14 protein-coding genes are annotated in these 18912 nt (G+C 66.8%); 4 read left to right on the forward strand and 10 right to left on the reverse strand.

All coding sequences use genetic code 11. The annotated features are described in order from the left end of the window. Positions 1-74: 74 nt before the first annotated feature. Positions 75-3020 carry a glycoside hydrolase family 2 TIM barrel-domain containing protein gene (locus BKA23_RS05580; protein ID WP_145226263.1) on the reverse strand — a complete coding sequence of 982 codons (2946 nt, stop codon included), beginning with the start codon at positions 3018-3020 and terminating at the stop codon, positions 75-77. Between the two features lie 143 nt (positions 3021-3163). Here BKA23_RS05580 and BKA23_RS05585 point away from each other — a divergent pair, with 143 nt between their 5' ends. From BKA23_RS05585 to BKA23_RS05595, 3 genes are all read left to right on the forward strand, one after another. Continuing rightward, positions 3164-4006: a transglutaminase-like domain-containing protein gene (locus tag BKA23_RS05585; RefSeq protein WP_145226265.1), complete on the forward strand. Its 843-nt coding sequence runs from the start codon at positions 3164-3166 to the stop codon at positions 4004-4006. Between the two features lie 94 nt (positions 4007-4100). Continuing rightward, positions 4101-4835: a hypothetical protein gene (locus BKA23_RS05590; protein ID WP_145226267.1), complete on the forward strand. Its 735-nt coding sequence runs from the start codon at positions 4101-4103 to the stop codon at positions 4833-4835. Then, entirely contained in the window at positions 4832-5188 is a 357-nt protein-coding gene (locus BKA23_RS05595) for a GntR family transcriptional regulator (protein ID WP_145226269.1), read from the forward strand. The genes BKA23_RS05590 and BKA23_RS05595 overlap by 4 nt, the downstream gene beginning before the upstream one ends. 58 nt (positions 5189-5246) lie before the next feature. On the opposite strand, the gene BKA23_RS05600 is transcribed toward BKA23_RS05595, so the two are convergent. The 8 genes from BKA23_RS05600 to aceB form a co-directional block, all read right to left on the reverse strand. Continuing rightward, complete coding sequence (locus BKA23_RS05600) at positions 5247-6302, reverse strand: SIS domain-containing protein (protein ID WP_246104473.1); 1056 nt, start codon at positions 6300-6302, stop codon at positions 5247-5249. 38 nt (positions 6303-6340) lie between these two features. Then, positions 6341-7585 (reverse strand): acyl-CoA dehydrogenase family protein, encoded by a 1245-nt coding sequence (locus BKA23_RS05605; RefSeq protein ID WP_145226271.1) that lies wholly within the window; start codon positions 7583-7585, stop codon positions 6341-6343. A gap of 93 nt (positions 7586-7678) precedes the next feature. Continuing rightward, on the reverse strand, positions 7679-9010 hold the full coding sequence (locus tag BKA23_RS05610; protein WP_145226273.1) for an acyl-CoA dehydrogenase family protein: 1332 nt from the start codon (positions 9008-9010) through the stop codon (positions 7679-7681). 146 nt (positions 9011-9156) lie between these two features. Then, complete coding sequence (locus BKA23_RS05615) at positions 9157-9915, reverse strand: IclR family transcriptional regulator (RefSeq protein ID WP_170226384.1); 759 nt, start codon at positions 9913-9915, stop codon at positions 9157-9159. Beyond that, a complete protein-coding gene (locus tag BKA23_RS05625; protein ID WP_145226279.1) occupies positions 9912-11258 on the reverse strand; it encodes a (Fe-S)-binding protein in 1347 nt (448 codons plus the stop codon). The genes BKA23_RS05615 and BKA23_RS05625 overlap by 4 nt, the downstream gene beginning before the upstream one ends. Beyond that, a complete protein-coding gene (locus tag BKA23_RS05630) occupies positions 11258-12511 on the reverse strand; it encodes an FAD-binding oxidoreductase (protein WP_145226281.1) in 1254 nt (417 codons plus the stop codon). The genes BKA23_RS05625 and BKA23_RS05630 overlap by 1 nt, the downstream gene beginning before the upstream one ends. Next, on the reverse strand, positions 12511-13992 hold the full coding sequence (locus tag BKA23_RS05635) for an FAD-binding oxidoreductase (RefSeq protein WP_145226283.1): 1482 nt from the start codon (positions 13990-13992) through the stop codon (positions 12511-12513). The genes BKA23_RS05630 and BKA23_RS05635 overlap by 1 nt, the downstream gene beginning before the upstream one ends. A gap of 4 nt (positions 13993-13996) precedes the next feature. Further along, positions 13997-15604 (reverse strand): malate synthase A, encoded by a 1608-nt coding sequence (aceB, locus tag BKA23_RS05640; protein WP_145226285.1) that lies wholly within the window; start codon positions 15602-15604, stop codon positions 13997-13999. A gap of 1276 nt (positions 15605-16880) precedes the next feature. Between aceB and BKA23_RS05645 the strand changes: the two genes are divergently transcribed. After that, the gene (locus BKA23_RS05645) at positions 16881-18116 is read left to right on the forward strand and encodes an MFS transporter (RefSeq protein WP_145226287.1); all 1236 of its coding nucleotides are present in this window, start codon (positions 16881-16883) and stop codon (positions 18114-18116) included. 112 nt (positions 18117-18228) lie between these two features. Here BKA23_RS05645 and BKA23_RS05650 read toward each other — a convergent pair whose 3' ends face one another. After that, positions 18229-18867 carry a hypothetical protein gene (locus tag BKA23_RS05650; protein ID WP_145226289.1) on the reverse strand — a complete coding sequence of 213 codons (639 nt, stop codon included), beginning with the start codon at positions 18865-18867 and terminating at the stop codon, positions 18229-18231. Between the last annotated feature and the right edge of the window lie 45 nt (positions 18868-18912).

An 18912-nucleotide genomic window follows, 5' to 3' on the forward strand; every position in this document is an offset into this window, starting at 1 on the left:
ACACCAGGACCGTGACGTGGCCGGGCCCGCGATCGGCGAGCACAACGACGAGGTGTGGCAGGAGGTGCGAACGCTCAGCCGGTCGCGGTGAAACGCAGCGTGAGCGCCTGCGGCTGCATCATCAGCGTGTGCTGTGGCAACGGTTCGGGTCCGCACGCGGCCGAGCCGAGCCCGTGTTGGGCGACGTCCAGATGCCACCAGGTGGTGCCTTCCGCCTCGAGTTGACTGTCATGCGCGGCGCGCGCGAGCTGATCGAGACTGTGACGCCGGACCGTCATACCGATCGGACGATCGGCGGCGATTCGCAGCCCGGTCACGTCTGCTGCGTCCGTGGCTTGCAACTCGCCCCATCGCACGTTGCTGCGCTGTCCGTTCTCCTGCGGCCGCACGTATGGCGTGTGCAGTTGATCCAGCGAGCGTCGCCACAGACCGAGGCGGGTCCCGTTGCGGCTGTCGATATATGACTCGCCCGGGCCGTCGCCCCACCAGGTGAAATCGCCTGTCCAGTCTGGCAGTTGAAGCATCCAGCCGATGCGGGCGACTGGGTGTGACCACTCGCCCTCGGGCGTGCAGCTCAGGTGGCACCGCACGACGTCGGTCTGCGCCGACCACACCGCCCGGGTCACCACCGCGATGTCGCTGTCCGCAGGAGCGGACCGCACCATCGTGACGATCGAACGGTCGTCGACCTGCAGGTCCAGCAACTCGTGGGTCAACCGGTGCAGGCCCATGCGCGACCAGTGGGTGGCAACCGGCGTGAGGTCGCCGTTCAGGCCGCCACCGTGGTCATTGTCGGTGGGCGCGCGCCACAGCGTCAGGCTCGGGCCGGCGAGCGGGTTGCCGAACAGTCGCGTCAGCATGCCGGTGGCACGGTTGATTTCGGCGGGGCCGACGGTGAGGGTGCGCGCAGTCGGAGTGGGGGCGACTACAGCGACTGCTGTGTCGTCCTCGGCACCCGCGGTCGCCGGGATCTCGGCAGTGCTGTTCGACACCTCGAAACCTGCTGGTGCGTATGCCGTTTCGTTGGTCAAGTAGGCGTGGACCGTCACGGCCAGTTCGCCATGCGGCGCGTCGAAAATGTCGAGCACTTCCACCGGCAGCGCCACGGTGACGCTCGCGCCGCGCGCGATCGGCGGGATGATGAGAGGCCCGTCATACTCGTTGCCGGATTCGTCCGTGATGGTCCAGCGGTAGCTCAGGTCGGACGTGTCGCGGTGGTCACGGATGTTACGCACGTGCACCTCATGGTCGGTGACCCTGATCCGCGCAGGTGCGTTGAGCGCGGCCCAATCGAGCATCGCGGGGGAGGGTGTGCGGTCTGGGAACAGCAGACCGTCGCAGCAGAAGTTGCCTGAGTGCAGCGTTTCGCCGAAGTCTCCGCCGTACCCCCAGGTGGGGCGCCCGTCGATCGAGGTCCGCAACCCGTGGTCGAACATCTCCCACACGAAGGCGCCGATCATCCGGTCGCTGCGCTCGACATCTCGCAGATACTCCGCAGTGGCGCCGGCACCATTGCCCATCGCATGCGCGAATTCGCAGAGTATGTAGGGCTTTCCACGTCGGGCGGCATCGGCGTGCACATCCGGCAGCGCCGGCTCGGCGCGGTCGGCGATGGCGCTGACCGCGTCATGCCCGGGATACATCTGCGACCACACGTCGGTGTCCGCGGTGTTCTGATCCGGCTCGTAGTGGATCGGTCGCGTCGGGTCGGCCTCCCGGCACCAGGTCGCCATCGCGCTCACCGAGGATCCGGTGCCGGCTTCGTTGCCGAGCGACCACATGACAACGCACGGATGGTTGCGGTCGCGCGTCACGGTGCGGCGCATCCGGTCGACCAGCGCGTCGCGCCACTGCGGGTCCGCGGAGGGATTCCGTCGCCAGCCGAAGTCGACGAAGCCGTGCGTCTCGAGATCGCACTCGTCGATCACGTAGAGCCCGAACTCGTCACAGAGGTCGAGGAAGTCCGGGTGCGGGGGATAGTGCGAGGTGCGAACGGCGTTGACGTTGTGGCGTTTCAGCACGAGCACGTCGTCCAGCAGGTCGTCCCGGGTCAGCGCCCGTCCGCGGTCGGGATGAAAGTCGTGGCGGTTGACCCCGCGCAAAACGGTCCGGCGGCCGTTCAGCCGGAAGACCCCGTCACTGACGTCGACGCGACGGAATCCGACGCGCTGCGTGACTGTGCCCGCCGGCGTGGTCACCTGGACGTCGTACAAACGCGGGGTTTCGGCGGTCCACGGTTGCACCATGCCGACGGAGATCGGTTCACCGGTGCTTCCGGTGATGCCCAGTTGCGGCACGCCGACCTCGGCTGGGAGATCACTGGTGACGGTGAGTATGCCGTCGCCTGTCGCGGGGTCGAAGTCCGCGTGGCAGCGGACGTCGGAGGGCAGTCCGGATGGCAGCAGCCGCAGGGTCACCGGCCGGAAGATGCCCGACAGCCACCACATGTCCTGGTCCTCCAGGTAGCTTGCGGCGGACCACTGGTGCACATGCACGGCGATGAGGTTGTCACCGTCATGCACCAGGTCGGTCACGTCGAACTCGTGCGGTAGTCGCGAGCCCACCGTGGCTCCCAACAGCGTGCCGTTGCACCACAACTCACCGAACGAGTCGATCCCTTCGGTCCGCAGCACGACACGCGCACCGTGCGCGACGGCATCCAGCCACGACGGTGGTACCTGCGTCATACAGCGGTAACTGCCCACCGGTCCGCGCGGGGCACGTGGTGGGTCGACGGGGAACGGGTACTCGGTGTTGGTGTACTGCGGCGCTCCGTAGCCTTCCAGTTGCCAATGTGACGGCACCGCAATCGATTTCGTGTCACAGGGTGCTCCAGAAGCGAAGCCGTCCGGCACGTCCATCGGGTGCGGTGCGTAGTGGAACTGCCAGGTGTCAGGAAGAACAACGACCGGAGTGCCATCGGGCACTGTCCGGGGTGGCAGCGCGCCGACGGAGGGCTGCTGATGCAGCGCCGGGTCGACAGCTCGAACGGAAGAGGTGCCGTGTCGAGAGGTGTTCACCGCACGAGGCTACGCGTGAGCGCGCTGCTGATCGAGAGCGCAACGCGGCCGCTCTCACCCTTTCGGGTTGGATTGCAACGCGTCCGTCTCGTCGGGGAGGATGAAGGACCATCCCGCTCGTACACCACGAAGGCGAACTCGCGTTGGACACTCGGCTCATCGAACTCGGCTGCTACTTCCGCCACCAGGCGGCGTGGCCCACAGCCGCTGTCTTCCAGGTCACCGCCGCCGGCAGCGATCGAGTCCGGGTCAGTGATGCCAGGTGGTCGGTCGAGCCGAACGTCCCGTTGCACCACTACACCGACACCTTCGGCAACACCTGCACCCGGCTGGAGCTGCCGTCCGGTGTCAGCGTCGTCGAATACCATTCACTGGCAACGGTTCCCGACGCCATCGACGAGGCCGAAGAGTCAGCGCCCGAGATTCCCGCCGCAACGCTGCCGGATGACGTCCTCGTCTACACCCTGGCCAGCCGGTTCTGTCAGCCGGACGAACTCGGCCGTCACGCCTGGCGATTGTTCGCAGACGTGCCCACGGGCTGGTCCCGCGTTCAGGCGATCTGCACCTGGGTGCACGAGTATCTCGTCTATACAACGGGATCCACCGTTCCGACCTCGACGAGCGTGGACGCGTTCAGCTCCGGCGTCGGTGTGTGCCGCGACTTCGCCCACCTTATGATCACCATGTGCCGGGCTCTGAACATCCCCGCGCGGTATGCCTTTGGCTATCTGCCCGATGTCGATGTCGCGCCCAACCCGACCCCGATGGATTTCCACGCCTGGGTGCAGGTCTGGCTCGGCGACCGATGGTGGGATTTTGACCCGCGCCACAACAACCGGCGCAAAGGTCGGGTTCAGATCGGGCAGGGGCGTGACGCAGCCGATGCGGCGATGGTCACGACCTACGGCGCACCCTGGCTGCAGTTGATGACGGTCACCGCCCGAGAGGTGGTGCAGGAGCCCACACCTTCGGTTCCTACGGTCTGAGCAGAGCGCCAGGGCGTGCCTTATTGGCCAACCGCAGGACAGATCACGGTGCGTCACCCGTCCATCCGGGCTGCGGCGGTCTAGTTTTCTGGTCATGAGACGCGATGCGCCGGATGCGACGTGGACCCGACAGGGTCAGTCGCTGGCTGCCGCGCGGCGTCGGGCCCGTGATGTGCCGCCTGGGCTCCGTCGCCTCGGCATGATCCTGTGCGGCCTGCTCGCGGTGCTGCTGGTGTGGATCATCGTGGTCGATGGATCCCGCACGCTGTTCACGATCGCGCAAGCGGTGACCTTCGTCGTCGTGTTGGGCGCTGTCTCGATCATCCGGCGCCGGATCGTGATGGGCGAACGCACGCTCGCCAGACGGATGCGGCGCCGGATCGCGACACCCGAGAGAGCAACACTGACAACGTATGTCGGGCGTCCTGTCATCATGGCCGCGCTCGGTGCGCTTGTGGTCGCAGTGGTGACGTCGGTGTGCGCGATCCTCGCGCCCGGCGGCAGCGTGGCCCTCGGCGCCATCACCTTGGTGGGCTCCGTTCTGTATGCCGCCGGCGCCCGTCAACTGATCCGCTGGATCGTCGCGGCGCCGACACTTGCGGTGGATGACGGGTCATTTCAGCTCGATCGCGAGTTGCGCCGACGAGATCTGCTGCGTGCGCTGTCACCGGTGCCGTTGTTCCTGATTGCGCTGTTCGCCGCGGCCGGTCCACAAGTCGCCGGTGGCTGGCCGTTCGTTCGCATCGGCTGCATCGTTGCCGGGATCGCTTGTCTGCTGATCTGGCTGCCGTCCGAGCTTGGGTCGGGCACCGATCGGGGCGCGCCATGAGAGTGCACATCAATCGCGCGTCCCCGATCGCGCCATACCAACAGATCTGCGAGCAGATCGCCGCGCAGATCCAGGCCGGCGAATTGCCTGTCGGCACAAGGCTGCCCACGGTCCGCGCGCTCGCAGCCGAGGTGTCCGTCGCGCCCAACACCGCAGCGAAGGCGTACTCCGAACTCGAGCAGGCCGGACTCATCGAGACCGCAGGGCGCGCAGGCACCCGGGTAGCCGCGGCCGGTGACGCCTCGCGCGCGCTGGCGGCGGCGGCCGCAGCAGACTTCGCAGACCGCGTCAAAAGGCTCGGTCTGCCGGCCGATGATCTGGTCGCTCTGGTGCGGGCGGCGCTGGCCGACTGATCCTGCGGCATACCGGCCCCTGTTCTGACTTCGGTATGCCGCAACGCATCTCGTCTGCTCAGGTGGTCTCGGTCACCTTCCGCAGACCCCGCGGGCGGTCCGGGTCGTGATGACGCGACAGCGCCAACTGGAGCGCGAGTTGTTGCAACGGGATGATCTGCACGATCGGCGCCAGCTGCTCCGGCAGGTCCTCCGGCAACGGAATCCGGACCTGCGCCGTCCTGGTGCCGGTTGCACCGACCAGACACACGTCCGCGCCTCGCTCGGTGAGGCGATCCAGCACCGGGTCGAGCATCTGACCGCCGGCCCCAGGTGGAACGATCACCACGACCGGGCGGTCCTCGTCGATCATGGCGAACGGGCCGTGCAGCAGATCCGCGCCGGAGAAGGCGTGTGCGGACAGATAGCAGGTCTCCATCAGCTTCAGTGCTGCCTCACGCGCGGTCGGATACGCGAAGCCCCGTGACGTGGTGACCATGCGGTCGACGAAGCGATAACGCGAGGCGACCTGCGCGACCTCGGGCAGGTCGAGCGCTGCCGCCGCGACCTTGGATACGAAGTGTCCGGGCGCTAGATCGCCGCCTGACCACGCAGTCACCAGCTGCCACAGCCGCATCAGGCTGGCGGTGTAGGTCTTGGTCGCTGCCACTGACAGTTCCGGTCCTGCGAGCATCGGCAGGTGCAATTGGGCGGCATCCTGCAGTGGGCTCGAGGGTGTGTTGGTGACTGCGATCGTGAGTGCGCCGCCGCTGCGTGCGGCAGCGGTTGACTCGACCAGATCGGGTGATCCGCCGGACTGGCTGACGCAGATCCAGACCACACCGGTCAGGTCCGGCCGGGTCCCGTATCCGGTGAAGGTCGATGTCGAGACCAGACCGACGGGTAGACGGAGCTGGGTCTCGATGAGGTACTTCGCATAGAGCGCCGTGTGGTCCGAGGTGCCACGTGCCGCAAGCAGCACCGCTCGCGTCGGATGCCCCTGCAAATGTCGGACAAGTGCAGTCAACGGCTCCGTGTCAGTTGAGGCGATGCGATCGAGAACCTGTGGCTGCTCGCTGATCTCGGCGGCCATCAGGTGGCCGGGTGCGGTGGTGTGGGTGCGGTCTTCGGTCACACCGACCAGTATGTCGTGACCACCCCAGTGCGTCGCGACTACTTCAACTGACTGGAGTTCAGCTCCAGCAGCCGACGAGCGACCACGAGCAACTGGATCTGTTGGGTGCCCTCAAAGATGTCGAGGATCTTGCTGTCGCGGGCCCATTTCTCCAGCAGCTCGCGTTCGGCATAGCCCGTCGCCCCGCAGAGTTCGACGCACGTGAGAGCGATCTCGACGCAGGTCCGGCCGGCCTTGGCCTTGGCCATGGACGCCTGCATCGAGTTCGGCTTGCCGTTGTCGGCCATCCACGCGGCTCGCAGTGCCAGCAGGTATGCCGATTCGTAGTCGGCCTCGAGCTGGATCAGGCGTGCGGCGGCATACGGCTGGGTATGCACAGGTGCGGCGAGGTCGGCTGTGACGCCTGCCTTTTCGAGGATCTGGGTCGTCAGGTCGAGGCTGGCTCGGGCCAGCCCGACCGCCATGGCGGCGACAAGTGGCCGGGTGTTGTCGAAGGTCTGCATCGCGCCGCCGAAGCCGCCTTCGATGCGGATCTCCGGGTCGCCGAGCAGGTCCTCCGCCGGCACCCGGCAGTTCTCCAGGCTGAACGCAGCCGTGTCAGATGCCCGGATGCCGAGCTTGTGCTCCAGACGCATCAGTTTGAGGCCGGGGTTCTCGCGGCTGACGACGAACGACTTGATCGCCTGCTTGCCCAGCGAGCGATCGAGCGTCGCCCAGACGACGACGAGTTCGGCACGCTCGCCGGAGGTCACATAGATCTTCTCGCCGTTGAGCACGTAGTCGTCGCCGTCCTTGATGGCGGTGGTGCGGATGGCGCCGGAGTCCGAGCCGGTGTCGGGCTCGGTGATGGCCATGGCCGCCCACTTGCTGCCATAGCGCGCCTTCTGCTCGTCATTGGCGACGGCGGCGATCGCGGCATTGCCCAAGCCTTGTCGCGGGATGGACAGTGTCAGCCCCACGTCGCCGCGGCAGGTCTCCATGATCGACAGCACCGACGACAGGTTGGAGCCGTTCTTGTTGCCCGTGGAGACAGCCGCGCGCTTGCCCGCACCGACACCCGACGGGGAGTTCTCGGACGCACTGGTGGTGCGCGCGCCGGCGCCCTGGCTGGCCCCGGAATCTTGCAGGCCGTCGATCACCGCGGACATCAGGTCCAGCTCGCGGGGGTACTCGTGCTCGGCCAGGTCGTATTTGCGGCTGATCGGCCGGAAGACATCGTCGGCGAGACCTGCTGCCTGCTTCACCAGTGGGACGAACTTCTTGGGAACTTCAAGGTCGATCATCTGTCGGGTCCTTTGTCGTGTGGTCGATGAGAACGTATGTCGCAGTTGGTCTTTCGGGGCGTGGCACCCGTGAACAGGCGCAGCCGCGCCGACTCAGACCAGCAGTGCACCTTCGAAGAGGCCGGCGCCGCGCAGGTCGCGGTACCACCGCTCGTTGTCGAATTCCTTGACGAATCCGTGACCGCCGAGCAACTGCACTCCGTCGGACCCGATCTGCGCGGCATACTTCGCGGTCAGAGCTCGCGCGTGAGCGATCTGAGCACCGGCGTCACGGCCCGCGTCGAGCCGGGCCGCTGCGCGCCATACGACGAGGCGCAGCCCCTCCAACTCGATGGCGATGTTGGCGACGGCAAATGCCACCGCCTGGCGGTAGGCGATCGGCTCGCCGAAGGCCGTGCGTTCCTTGGTGTAGATGGTCACGTGGTCGAGCACCGCCTGAGCCGTGCCGACCGCGGCGGCCGACCAGGCCAGCCGGGCGCGCGCGACGACATCGCGATGGTCGTCGGCCGTGCCGAGCAGATTGCTGACCGGCACCCGCACATCCTCCAGGTGCAGGGCTCCGGTGTTCGCGGCGCGCACGCCCATCGCGGGGTCGTCCGAGACGCTCAGTCCCGGCGTGCCGGGCGCGACGATCACCAGTCGCGGCACACCGTCGATGGTTGCTGAGACGATGAACAGGTCGGCGCTGTCAGCACCGGGCACCAGTGCCTTCTCGCCGGAAAGCACGAGTTCCTGGCCCTCCACCTGCCCGGTGGTCGCGGGCGTTGCCGGGTCGAAGAGCGGCTGTGGCTCCATGAGCGCGAGGGCACCCGTCGCCGGGGAGCTCTCGTCGGTGAACGGCGGCAGGAAAGTCGCCTGCTGGTCCGAATCGCCGTAGTTGACAAGCGCATTGGCGACCGCAGCAGAGGACATGATGGCTACGGCGAGGCCCATGTCGCCGCGGGCGAGCTCTTCCATCACCAGCACCCCGGTCACGGCGGATGCCTCCTCGGCGACGCCGCCGAGGTCGGCAGGCACGCCGAGCAGCGTCATACCGAGCTGAGCAGCGGACTCTCGCACCGACTCAGGCACGGAGCGGCTCGTGTCGGCCTCGGCCCCGGCCGGTCGCAGAACCTCCTCGGCGAGCTCGCGCGCGGCCTGCCGGATCATCTCCTGATCCTCGGTCGGCGTCAGATCGAACTCGCGCTTGGGCTTGACCGGCGTGTTGCGGGTGGCGGTGCCCGCGCCGGATGTGCGCTGGAAGGCGCGGCCTGCAGCCGTCTGCGCCTTGAAGCCCTGGCGCGACCCGCGGTAGAGCGCCTTCTCGACCTTGGAGCGGAGGCTGGGGTTCTTCATCGCCTCCAGACCGCCGACCCGTGTGATCAGCCGCATGCCGAGGGACTGACTCTTGTCAACGAGCGTCGGCTTGGTGTGCAGGTTGCTCATCGCTGCCTTTCACGAGGTTGGGGATGGCCCGGAATCGTGCGCTTCTCCGGGTCGTACCCGAGAGTACCGGATTAAAGGTACGAGCGGTACCGGAAACATCGGGTACCGGGTAAATGGATCTCGTGAACGGCGCGTCGACGGCGTCCTCAGCCCGCAGCAGGTGCCTCGGCGAACTCGCGCGCCGCAGCCGCGACGCTTGGTCCGGCGGCCTCGGCGACCTGGCGGGTGAACCGCTCGCTGGGCCCCGACACCGACAGCGCGACGGTGGGAGCAGCGCTACCCGGGGCGACAGCCGCGACACACCGGACGCCGAGTTCCTGCTCCTCTTCGTCGATGGCGAAGCCGCGTTCACGGATGCCGTCGAGCTCGGCCTCGAGGTCGGCGACGGTGACGATGGTGTGCCGGGTCGTCGCGCGCAACGACAGCGAACTGATCAGTTCGGTGGCCTCGTCGCCCGGGAGTGCTGCGAGGGTCGCCTTGCCGATCGCGGTGCTGTGCATCGGCACCACGCGGCCTACCTCGGTGAAGATACGCAGTGAGTGCGGTGACGGCGCCTGTGCGACATACACCATCGAATTGCCGCGTCGAATCGCGACATTCGCAGACTCGCCGAAGATGGCGGCAAGGCGTCTCGCATGGGGGAGAGCGCGGTCGGCCAGGCTCTGGCGGCTCAGATCGGCCAGGCGCAGTGCCGCCGGGCCGACCGTGTACTTGCGTTCGTCGACCTGCACCGAATAGCCGCGGTCCGACAAAGTCGTGAGGATTCGGTGCACTGTGGCGACGGACAGCCCGGTCGCCGTGGCGAGTTCGCTGATGCCACGAGGTCGTCCATCGCCGAGAGCCTCGACGACATCCAGGGCGCGATCTACCGACTGCACTCCGGTGCGGCGTTCGCTTGCGGTCATGTCCGGCCCAGCAACTCGTCGACGCCGGCCCCGCGAATCGACGCATCCACGATCGACGCGGTGTGCATGATCGGCAACGGTCGGCCCAGGCGCTCGAGCGCGGTCGCGATCTGCATCATGCATCCCGGATTGGCGGTGACGATGAGGTCGGCACCGGTGGCCAGGATGTTGCGGGCCTTCGTCTCGCCCAGTTCCGCGGCCGGCTCGGGGTTGAGGATGTTGTAGATCCCGGCGGACCCGCAGCAGATCGCAGCGTCGGGGATCTCGAGCAACTCGAGGCCAGGAATCTCGCGCAGCAGAGCGCGCGGTTGGTCGCGGACTCCCTGCGCATGGCCGAGGTGACAGGCGTCGTGATAGGCCACCTTCAGCGGCAGTGGATGCCGCTCGGCGACCGTGCCGAGCGACGCCAGCAGTTCCGCCAGGTCACGCACCCGATGGCCGAACTGGCTGAATCTGACGTCCGCAGAACCGTTTTCGTCAGTCGGTAGATGGCCGTAGTCCTTCATGGCGCTGCCACAGCCGGCTGCATTGGTCACCACGTAATCACACGGAACGCCCAGTCGCGCGTCATCGAAGGCATCGACCGTGCGTTGCGCGAAGTGCACGGCCTCGTCCTCGCGTCCGGCATGTCCGCTCAGTGCACCGCAGCACCCCTGACCGGCCGGCACGAGCACCCGGCATCCCTCGGCAGCCAGCACGCGGGCGGTCGCCGCGTTGACGTCGCCGAAGAACGCGTCCTGGATGCATCCCGTCAGCATGGCCACCGTGGCCCTCGTCGGGCCGAGGGCGGGAATGTCGTCGGGCAGTCGGGGGTTGCGCGAGCCGAGCGCAGGCGTCAGCCGTTCCATGGCCGCGACCTGGGGAAGGAACCGGTCGAGCAGCCCGGTGCGGCGCAACGCGCGGTCCAGCCGGGTCACCTGCATGACCCGCAGCGGGCCACGGAGCAACCGCAGCCGTGCCGGATACGGGAAGAGTCCGAAAATAGCTGCACGCAGAGCCTTTTCGGCGGGTGTGCGTTCGTGGCGGCGTTCCACCTGTGCGCGGGTCTGCTCCAGCAGGCGGTCGTACTGCACCCCACTCGGGCAGGCCGTTACGCACGCCATACAGCCCAGGCAGGCATCGAAGTGGCCGACCATCGTGTCGGTCAGAGGAGCACCCTCCAGCCCCGCTTTCATCAGGTGGATCCGGCCGCGCGGCGAGTCCATCTCCTCGCCCCACAGCGTGTAGGTCGGACACGTCGTCATGCAGAAGCCGCAGTGGACGCAGTCCGAGATCAGGTCGGCTGAGGGTGGGTTGGAGTCGTCGAAAGCGCCTGTCGGCGCTGCGATGTCGCTGTCGGTCATCAGATGCCTCCCACGAATCTGCCCGGAGCAAGCAGTCGTCCTGGATCGAACTGATCTTTGAGCCGACGCATCACCGGCAGCCCGTTCACCGGCCCCCAGACATCGACCTCGGAACGTATGTCGCGTGGCCCGTCGAGCACGACGGCTGTTCCACCGAGGCGAGCGGTCAGGGGGCGCAGCTCACTGAGCACAGTGGTGAGTTCGGCGCTGGTGATCGAGGTCGGCGCTGCGGCATACAACACTCCGGCGCCTGCCGATCCGCGCACGTGCAGCCCGTGCGCCACGGCAGCGGCACACACCTCGACCACTCCGCCGAGAGCCGCCGTCAGTTTGAGGCCGACCTGCGTGCCGCCTGTGGTGAACGGGAATCGCAGCGTCCAGTCCTGCGCATCGCCGAGGCCTGATTTCGCTTGGTCGTGGTCGTCCGGCCCGAGATCGAAGGCGGCCAGCATCGTGCTGATGGCGGAGGCACGTGCCGCGACACCGGCACCCGTGCCTTCGACCAGAATCGCGACAGTGGCGGAATCGGGTGCATTGCAGTCGATTTCGATTGCCGATGGTGCGACGACGGACGCGCACGCCGCAGCGAGCACGGTTTCGAGGTCAGCCGTGGCGATACGGGTTGAGAGCCACCTGGTTGCAGTGGGTTCGGGGTGCAGGCGGAAGGTCGCTTCGGTGATGACCGCGAGAGTTCCGTGGGACCCGGTCATCAATTTGCCCAGGTCGTATCCGGCGACGTTCTTGACGACTTTTCCGCCGGAGTGTGCGATCGTCCCGTCCGCCAGCACGATGGTCACGCCGATCAGCAGATCGCGCACGGTGCCGGTGTGCACGCGTCGCGGTCCGCTCACATTGCTGCCGACGAGGCCGCCCACGGTCGTGCCGGGCACCATGGTGTCCACCGCGAGACGTTGTCCTCGGCTGCTCAGCGCAGCCTGGAGGTCAGCGATCGCGGCGCCGGCCTCGGCGCTGGCGATGAGGTCACCAGGCTGGTGGTCGAGGATTCGGTTCATCAGGCTGAGATCCAGCAGGATCGAGGCCTCCGGAGCGGGCGCGCCCCAGGTCAGCTTGGTCCCGTGCCCGCGAACGATGGTCACGGCATCGTGCTCGGTCGCGATGCTCATAAGGGCGCTGACCTGCTGCGTCGAGCGCGGTCGGACCAGCAGGCGTGGCAACCGGCCGTCGACGGTGTCCGCGCTGACGGCAGCGCGCACGTCGAGGTCTGCGCCGCGCAATGCGTTCAGCAATCCCATCAGAAGATCTCCACGCCGGCAGTTGTGGTGGGCGTGCGGGAGTCGTCGGACGCACTGTGTCGTCGTGGCACCTCGCCGCACAGGCGTGGGGTGGGAAAGACCTTGCCAGGATTGGAGATTCCGGTCGGGTCGAACGCGCAGCGGATGCGTTGCATCGTGTCGAGGTCGTCTTCGGTGAACATCTTCGGCATGTGCTTCGCCTTGTCGGAGCCGACTCCGTGTTCGCCGGTGATCGAGCCGCCGTGCTCGAGGCAGAGGTCGATGATGGCGCCGGAGGTCTCTTCGGCGGCGTCCGCCTGACCGGGCACTGCGTCATCGAAAAGCACGAGCGGGTGGAGGTTTCCGTCGCCGGCATGAAACACATTGGCCACTCGCACGCCACCGTCGTCGGCGAGTTGTTTCATCCGTCGCAGCACCTCTGGCAGCGCGGTGCGCGGGATGACGCCGTCCTGCACGATGTAGTCGGGGCTGATGCGTCCGACTGCCGCGAAGGCCGATTTGCGGCCGCGCCAGATCGCTTGGCGCTCCTGGTCATCCGCAGCAATGCGGATCTCGAAGGCACCGTGCTCGCGGCAGTGCTGCTCGGCGGCGGCCAGCTCCGAGTCGACCTCCGCCCCAGGCCCGTCGAGCTCGACGACAAGCACTGCACCCGCACCGGCCGGATAGTTGCAGGCGACGGCCGCTTCGGCTGCTTCGATCGCGAGGGCGTCCATCATCTCGATCGCGGCCGGCACGATGCCTGCGCCGATGATCGCCGAGACGGCGGCTCCGGCAGCGTCGGTGTCGGCGAAGCCGGCGAGGAAGGTCTGCACTGTCTCCGGGGTGCGCAACAAGCGGACGGTGGCCGAGGTTGCGATCCCCAACGTGCCCTCGGAGCCGACGAAGGCGCCGAGCACGTCATACCCGGGGGCGTCCGGCGCGCGGGTGCCGAAGGCGAAGCGGTCGCCGTCAGGAGTCACCACGTCGAGGCTGAGCACATGTGCCGCTGTGAAGCCGTACTTGAGGCAGTGCGCTCCGCCGGAGTTCTCGGCGACGTTGCCGCCGATGGTGCAGATCTGCTGACTCGACGGGTCGGGCGCGAAGTAGTAGCCGTCGGGGCGAGTGCGTTGCGAGATCTGCAGATTGATGACGCCTGGATCGACTACGGCGCGCTGGTCGCGCGCGGAAACCTCTCGTATCTCACGGAATCCGCTCATCACGATGAGCACCCCGTCGGCGTGGGGGAGCGCGCCACCGGACAGGCCCGTGCCGGAGCCGCGAGCGACGAACGGGAGGCCGTGCGTCATACAGGCCTGGACTGCGGCCTGCACCTGGTCGGTGTCGCGCGCGAGCACGACGACCGCGGGGGTGACCCGGTAGTGCAGCAGACCGTCGCAGTCGTATGCCGCTCGTCTGGTCGGGTCGGTGATGACCGCGTCGGACGGCAGGGTCGATCGCAGTCGTTCGGTGACGGCTGCGATCGACCCCGACGCGTCGGACATCGTGTTACGGCATCCGTCGGTATGCCGGCAGCGTCAGGAAGTCCGCGTAGTCGTCGGCGACCGCGACCTCGAGGAAGGTCGCCTTTGCATCGTCGTAATCGCTTGCCTCGCCGGGCAATTCGGCGATGACGTCATCGACGAGTGCGAGCACCATCTCCTTGGTGACCTGCTCACCGGTGTCGGCGAGGACGACGTCGTTCTTGATCTGCTGCCAGATCTGGGAACGGCTGATCTCCGCGGTCGCTGCGTCCTCCATCAGGTTGTGGATGCCCACGGCACCGCGGCCGGCCAGCCAGGAGCGGAGGTACTGCAGGGCGACGTCGATGTTGCTGCGCAGTCCCTGCGAGGTGACATCACCGGGCGTCGACTTCACGTCGAGGATCTGCTCGGCCGTGACGTGAACGTCCTCGCGCTTCTTCTCCTCGATCTGGTTCGGCTTGCCGCCGAGCACGTCGTTGAACACCTGGAAGCACGTGTCGACCATCGCCGGATGCGCAACCCACGAGCCGTCGAATCCGTCGTTGGCCTCGCGCGTTTTGTCGGCGGTGACCTTCTCGTAGGCCGCGGTGTTGACGGCGTCGTCCTTGCTCGGGATGAATGCAGCCATGCCGCCCATCGCGGAGGCCCCACGCTTGTGGCAGGTGCTCACGAGCAGTTCGGTGTAGGCACGCATGAACGGCACTGTCATGGTCACCGAATTGCGGTCGGGCACAATGTAATCCGCCCCTCGGGTGCGATAGGTCTTGATGACCGAGAAGAGGTAGTCCCACCGGCCGGCATTGAGACCGGAGGAGTGCTCGCGCAGCTCGTAGAGGATTTCCTCCATCTCGAACGCAGCCGGCAGCGTCTCGATCAAACAGGTCGCGCGGATGGTGCCCTGCGGGATGCCGATGGCGTCCTGGGCGATAACGAAGGCGTCGTTCCAGATGCGCGCCTCGAGGTGGCTCTCCATCTTCGGCAGGTAGAAGTACGGTCCCTTGCCCCGGTCGATCTGCTTCTGCGCGCAGGCGACGAAGTACAGCGCGAAGTCCACCAGCGAGCCCGAGGTCTCCTCACCGTCGACGGTGATGTGCTTCTCGGGCAGGTGCCAACCGCGGGGCCGCACGATGATCGTGGGCCGCTTGTCTGCCGAGACGAGCTTGTATTCCTTGCCCTCCGGACTGGTGAAGTCGAGGTTGTCGTCGAGAGCATCCATGAGATTCAACGGGCCTTGGACGACGTTGCCCCACATGGGGGTGTTGGCGTCTTCCTGGTCGGCGAGCCAGGCGCGGGCGCCGGAGTTCAGCGCGTTGATGACCATCTTGCGATCGGTCGGACCGGTCATCTCGACCCGACGGTCCTCCAGGCCAGGTGCCAGGGGAGCGACCCGCCAGTTGTCGTCCTCGCGGATGCTGCGTGTCTCCTCCAGGAAGTGCAGATCCTCGCCCGCAGCGACGGCCTCGACTCGGGCCTGTCGCGCTCGCAGGGCCTCCAGTCGCCGTCCGTTGAGATCCCGGTGCAGGGTCGCGACCAGGTCGAGCGCCTTGGGGCTCAGGATCTCGTCATACCGCTCCTGAATCGGACCGGTGACCTGCACACCCTCCGGCGTGGCGAGGGTGGATGAGTCGGACATGCAGACCTCCTAGCTGTCGCATCGCTTTTCGCAATGCGGAAAGATTGGCTCGCTCCGTGGAAAACCATACCCCCTCGCCGGGTGGAGTCACGGGGCGCGGGGAGCGCGATCGTGGCGCGCGCGACCGTGGCGAGCAGCAGGCACCGGGCACCGGACCTCGCGGGCTGAGCCTCGGGTGCGGGCCAACGGCGGATGCGCTGTATGCCGCACCGGGTCGGTCGCCTGGTCCAGACAAACTCGCCGTATCGGCGACTTTCGTGTGACCGCTGGTACCAATGGGTCTTGTGATGTATATGAGGCGGGAAGGTCGACCGAATCGGCGACTTTCGTGCTCCGCAATCTGGTGACGTGTGTCGGGTCGTCCGTCCTGCGTGCAGTTTCTCGCTGTGTCGGCGTGTGGATTGGCGCTGGTCGTGAGAATGTCGGTCTTTGCCGGTTCCGGGGTGTGCTGCGCGCACGAGATGTCGATCTTTACCGGTTCCCGGGTGTGCTGCGCGCACGAGATGTCGATCTTTACCGGTTCCCGGGTGTGCTGCGCGCACGAGATGTCGATCTTTACCGGTTCCCGCTAGCGGTTCCGACCAATGCCGACATCTCGTGGCTCATGGCCTTCGTCCGCAGTGGCCAGACCAACGCGCGTCGCCGCGTCGGCGACTTTCGTGTGACTGCTGATGCCAATGGGGCTTGTGATGTACATGAGGTGGGAAGTTCGACCGGATCGGCGACTTTCGTGCTCCGCAACCTGGTGACGTGTGTCGGGTGGCCCGTCCTGCGTGCAGTTTCTCGCTGCGTCGGCGTGTGGACTGGCGCTGGTCGTGAGATGTCAATCTTCGCCGGTTCCGGGGTGTGCTGCGCGCACGAGATGTCGGTCTTTGCCAGCTCCCGCTCAAGTCGCGCTTACGAGATGTCGGTCTTTGCCGGTTCCCGCTGGCGGTTCCGACCAATGCCGACATCTCGTGGCCCATGGCCTTCGTCCGCAGTGGCCAGACCAACGCGTGCCGCCGCATCGGCGACTTGTGGATGCCGCCGCATCCGCTTCGAACGGATGGCCGCCTCGGTATGGCCTCACACGGGTGAGTTCGCTGCCAGCGACGACTGGGAAGCATCCGCCGAGCCTGCTTGTTGTGAGCAAGGAATCGCAACCGGATTTCTCGGCGCCGACTCGGCGTGGACTCGGCGCCGATTCGACGCCGACTCGACGCCGACTCCGGAGGCAACGAATCCAACGCGTTGGCCGGATTCGTCAGAGACCCCATCCCACCGGAAGACTTGATCTGTGACCGAGCAAGCCGCCCTCCACGACATCTGCGACGACGAAGCGGCGGATGCAATCGGTCCGGCTCCGGCCGGCAGTCACGTCAATCTTGCCATCCTCGCTCTCGCGCTCGGCGGATTCGCCATCGGCACAACGGAATTCGTGACCATGGGGCTGCTTCCGCAGATCGCTGCCGGGGTCGGCATCTCGATTCCGACGGCCGGGCACGTGGTGTCGGCATACGCGCTCGGTGTCGTCGTCGGTGCGCCCACCATCGCCACGATCGCGGCCAAGGCTCCACGCAAACACGTGCTCATCTGGCTGATGGTGGCCTTCGCCGCCGGCAACATCGCCTCCGCGCTCGCGCCGAACTACGCCACCTTGATGATTGCGCGCTTCGTCGCAGGGCTGCCACACGGTGCCTTCTTCGGCATCGGCGCGGTGGTCGCCGCGGGACTGGTTGACCGACAGCGACGCACCTGGGCGGTGTCGATGATGCTGACCGGTCTGACGGTCGCGAACATCGTCGGCGTGCCGGTGGCGACGCTGCTGGGTCAGCAGTTCGGGTGGGAGTGGCCCTATGGGCTGGTGGCACTGCTGGCCATCACGACTGCCGCCGTCGTCGCGTTGTGGGTGCCGAAGCAGGACGGCGATTCGGCCGCATCCGCCCGCAGCGAGCTCAGCGCCCTGGCCAAACCGCAGGTCTGGCTCACCCTCGGCATCGGGACCGTCGGATTCGGTGGGATGTTCGCCACCTTCTCCTACATCGCGCCTACGATGACCAAGCTTGCCGGATTCAGCAGCGACGTCGTGCCGCTGATCCTGATGGTCTATGGGGTCGGTATGACGATCGGCACCGTGCTGTCGGGCCGCGTTGCCCGTATCGGCATGCTGCGCGGAATCTTCCTCTCGCTGATCGCGATCGCCGTCATGCTCGCGGCATTCGGACCCTTGGCGCAGCACAAGGTCACCGCAATCGTGGCGGTGCTGCTTCTCGGCCTGCTGCCGTCGATCTTGGTGCCGATGTTGCAGACCCGCTTGATGGACGTCGCACACGAGGGGCAGTCACTCGCCGCCGCGCTGAATCACTCGACGCTGAACATCGCCAATGCGCTCGGTGCCTGGCTGGGCAGCGTGGTGCTGGCGTCGGGTTTGGGTTACGAGTGGCCCAGCAGGTTCGGTGCGATGCTGGCCGTCGGTGGGCTGTTCGTCACCGCGACGTCGGCGTTGGTCGCCCGGCGCAGCGTGGCGGCCTGACCGCAACGTCCCGAGCGCGGATCGCCCGGCTGCGGCATACCGAATTTCCAACAGAACTGAGTTGCCCCCGAGATCTCTCTCGGGGGCAACTCAGTTCCGGGGAGGAATCCGGTCACCCAGCGGCCGGCGTGAAGGTCGCAGTCACGGTGTTGCCCGAGCCGGAGGTGAGGCTCGTGATGACACCGGTCAGCAGACCACAATTGGCGAAGCTCGGGAGGGTGTACGTCGTGTGCATGGAGAACGGCGAGAAGATGTTGGTGATCTTGCCGGTCAGGTGCATCGAGGCCGGTGTGGCCGTCTTGCAGGTGTCGGGAACCAGATTGACGAAACTCAGCACCGGGGGAGTCAGCTTGGTCACCTGCACATTGAAGTACTGCGTCACGTCGATGTTGCCGCTGTCGAAATTGCCCTTCGCGGGGCCGGTCGGCTCGATCTGCAGGGTCGCCGTGGCGATGCCCGGAATGGTGACCAGACCCGGGATCAGCGGGAGGTCGACCGTCATGGTGCCCGGCTTGAGGCTCAGAGCCGCGCTCACGTTGTTCTTGAGAGCGCCGATGTCGACCATCGTCGTCTGGGTGCCAGTGAAGTTCACGGTCTTGCCGGGCTTCTTGACGTAGGTGGAGACCTTTGCCGTGTAGTGCAGCGTCCAGATCGGTGCGGCGCTGGCGCCGGGGGACGCGGCCACGGTGGTGGCAACGGCGGTTGCGGCTGCTGCAACCGCGAGGATGCTTCGTCGGGCGGCCAATCGCATGATCTTCAGAACCTCTCGTCACTGGGACAGCGTGATTTCGGTCAC

This window comes from Rudaeicoccus suwonensis (genome assembly GCF_007829035.1).
In the GTDB taxonomy this organism is placed as follows: domain Bacteria; phylum Actinomycetota; class Actinomycetes; order Actinomycetales; family Dermatophilaceae; genus Rudaeicoccus; species Rudaeicoccus suwonensis.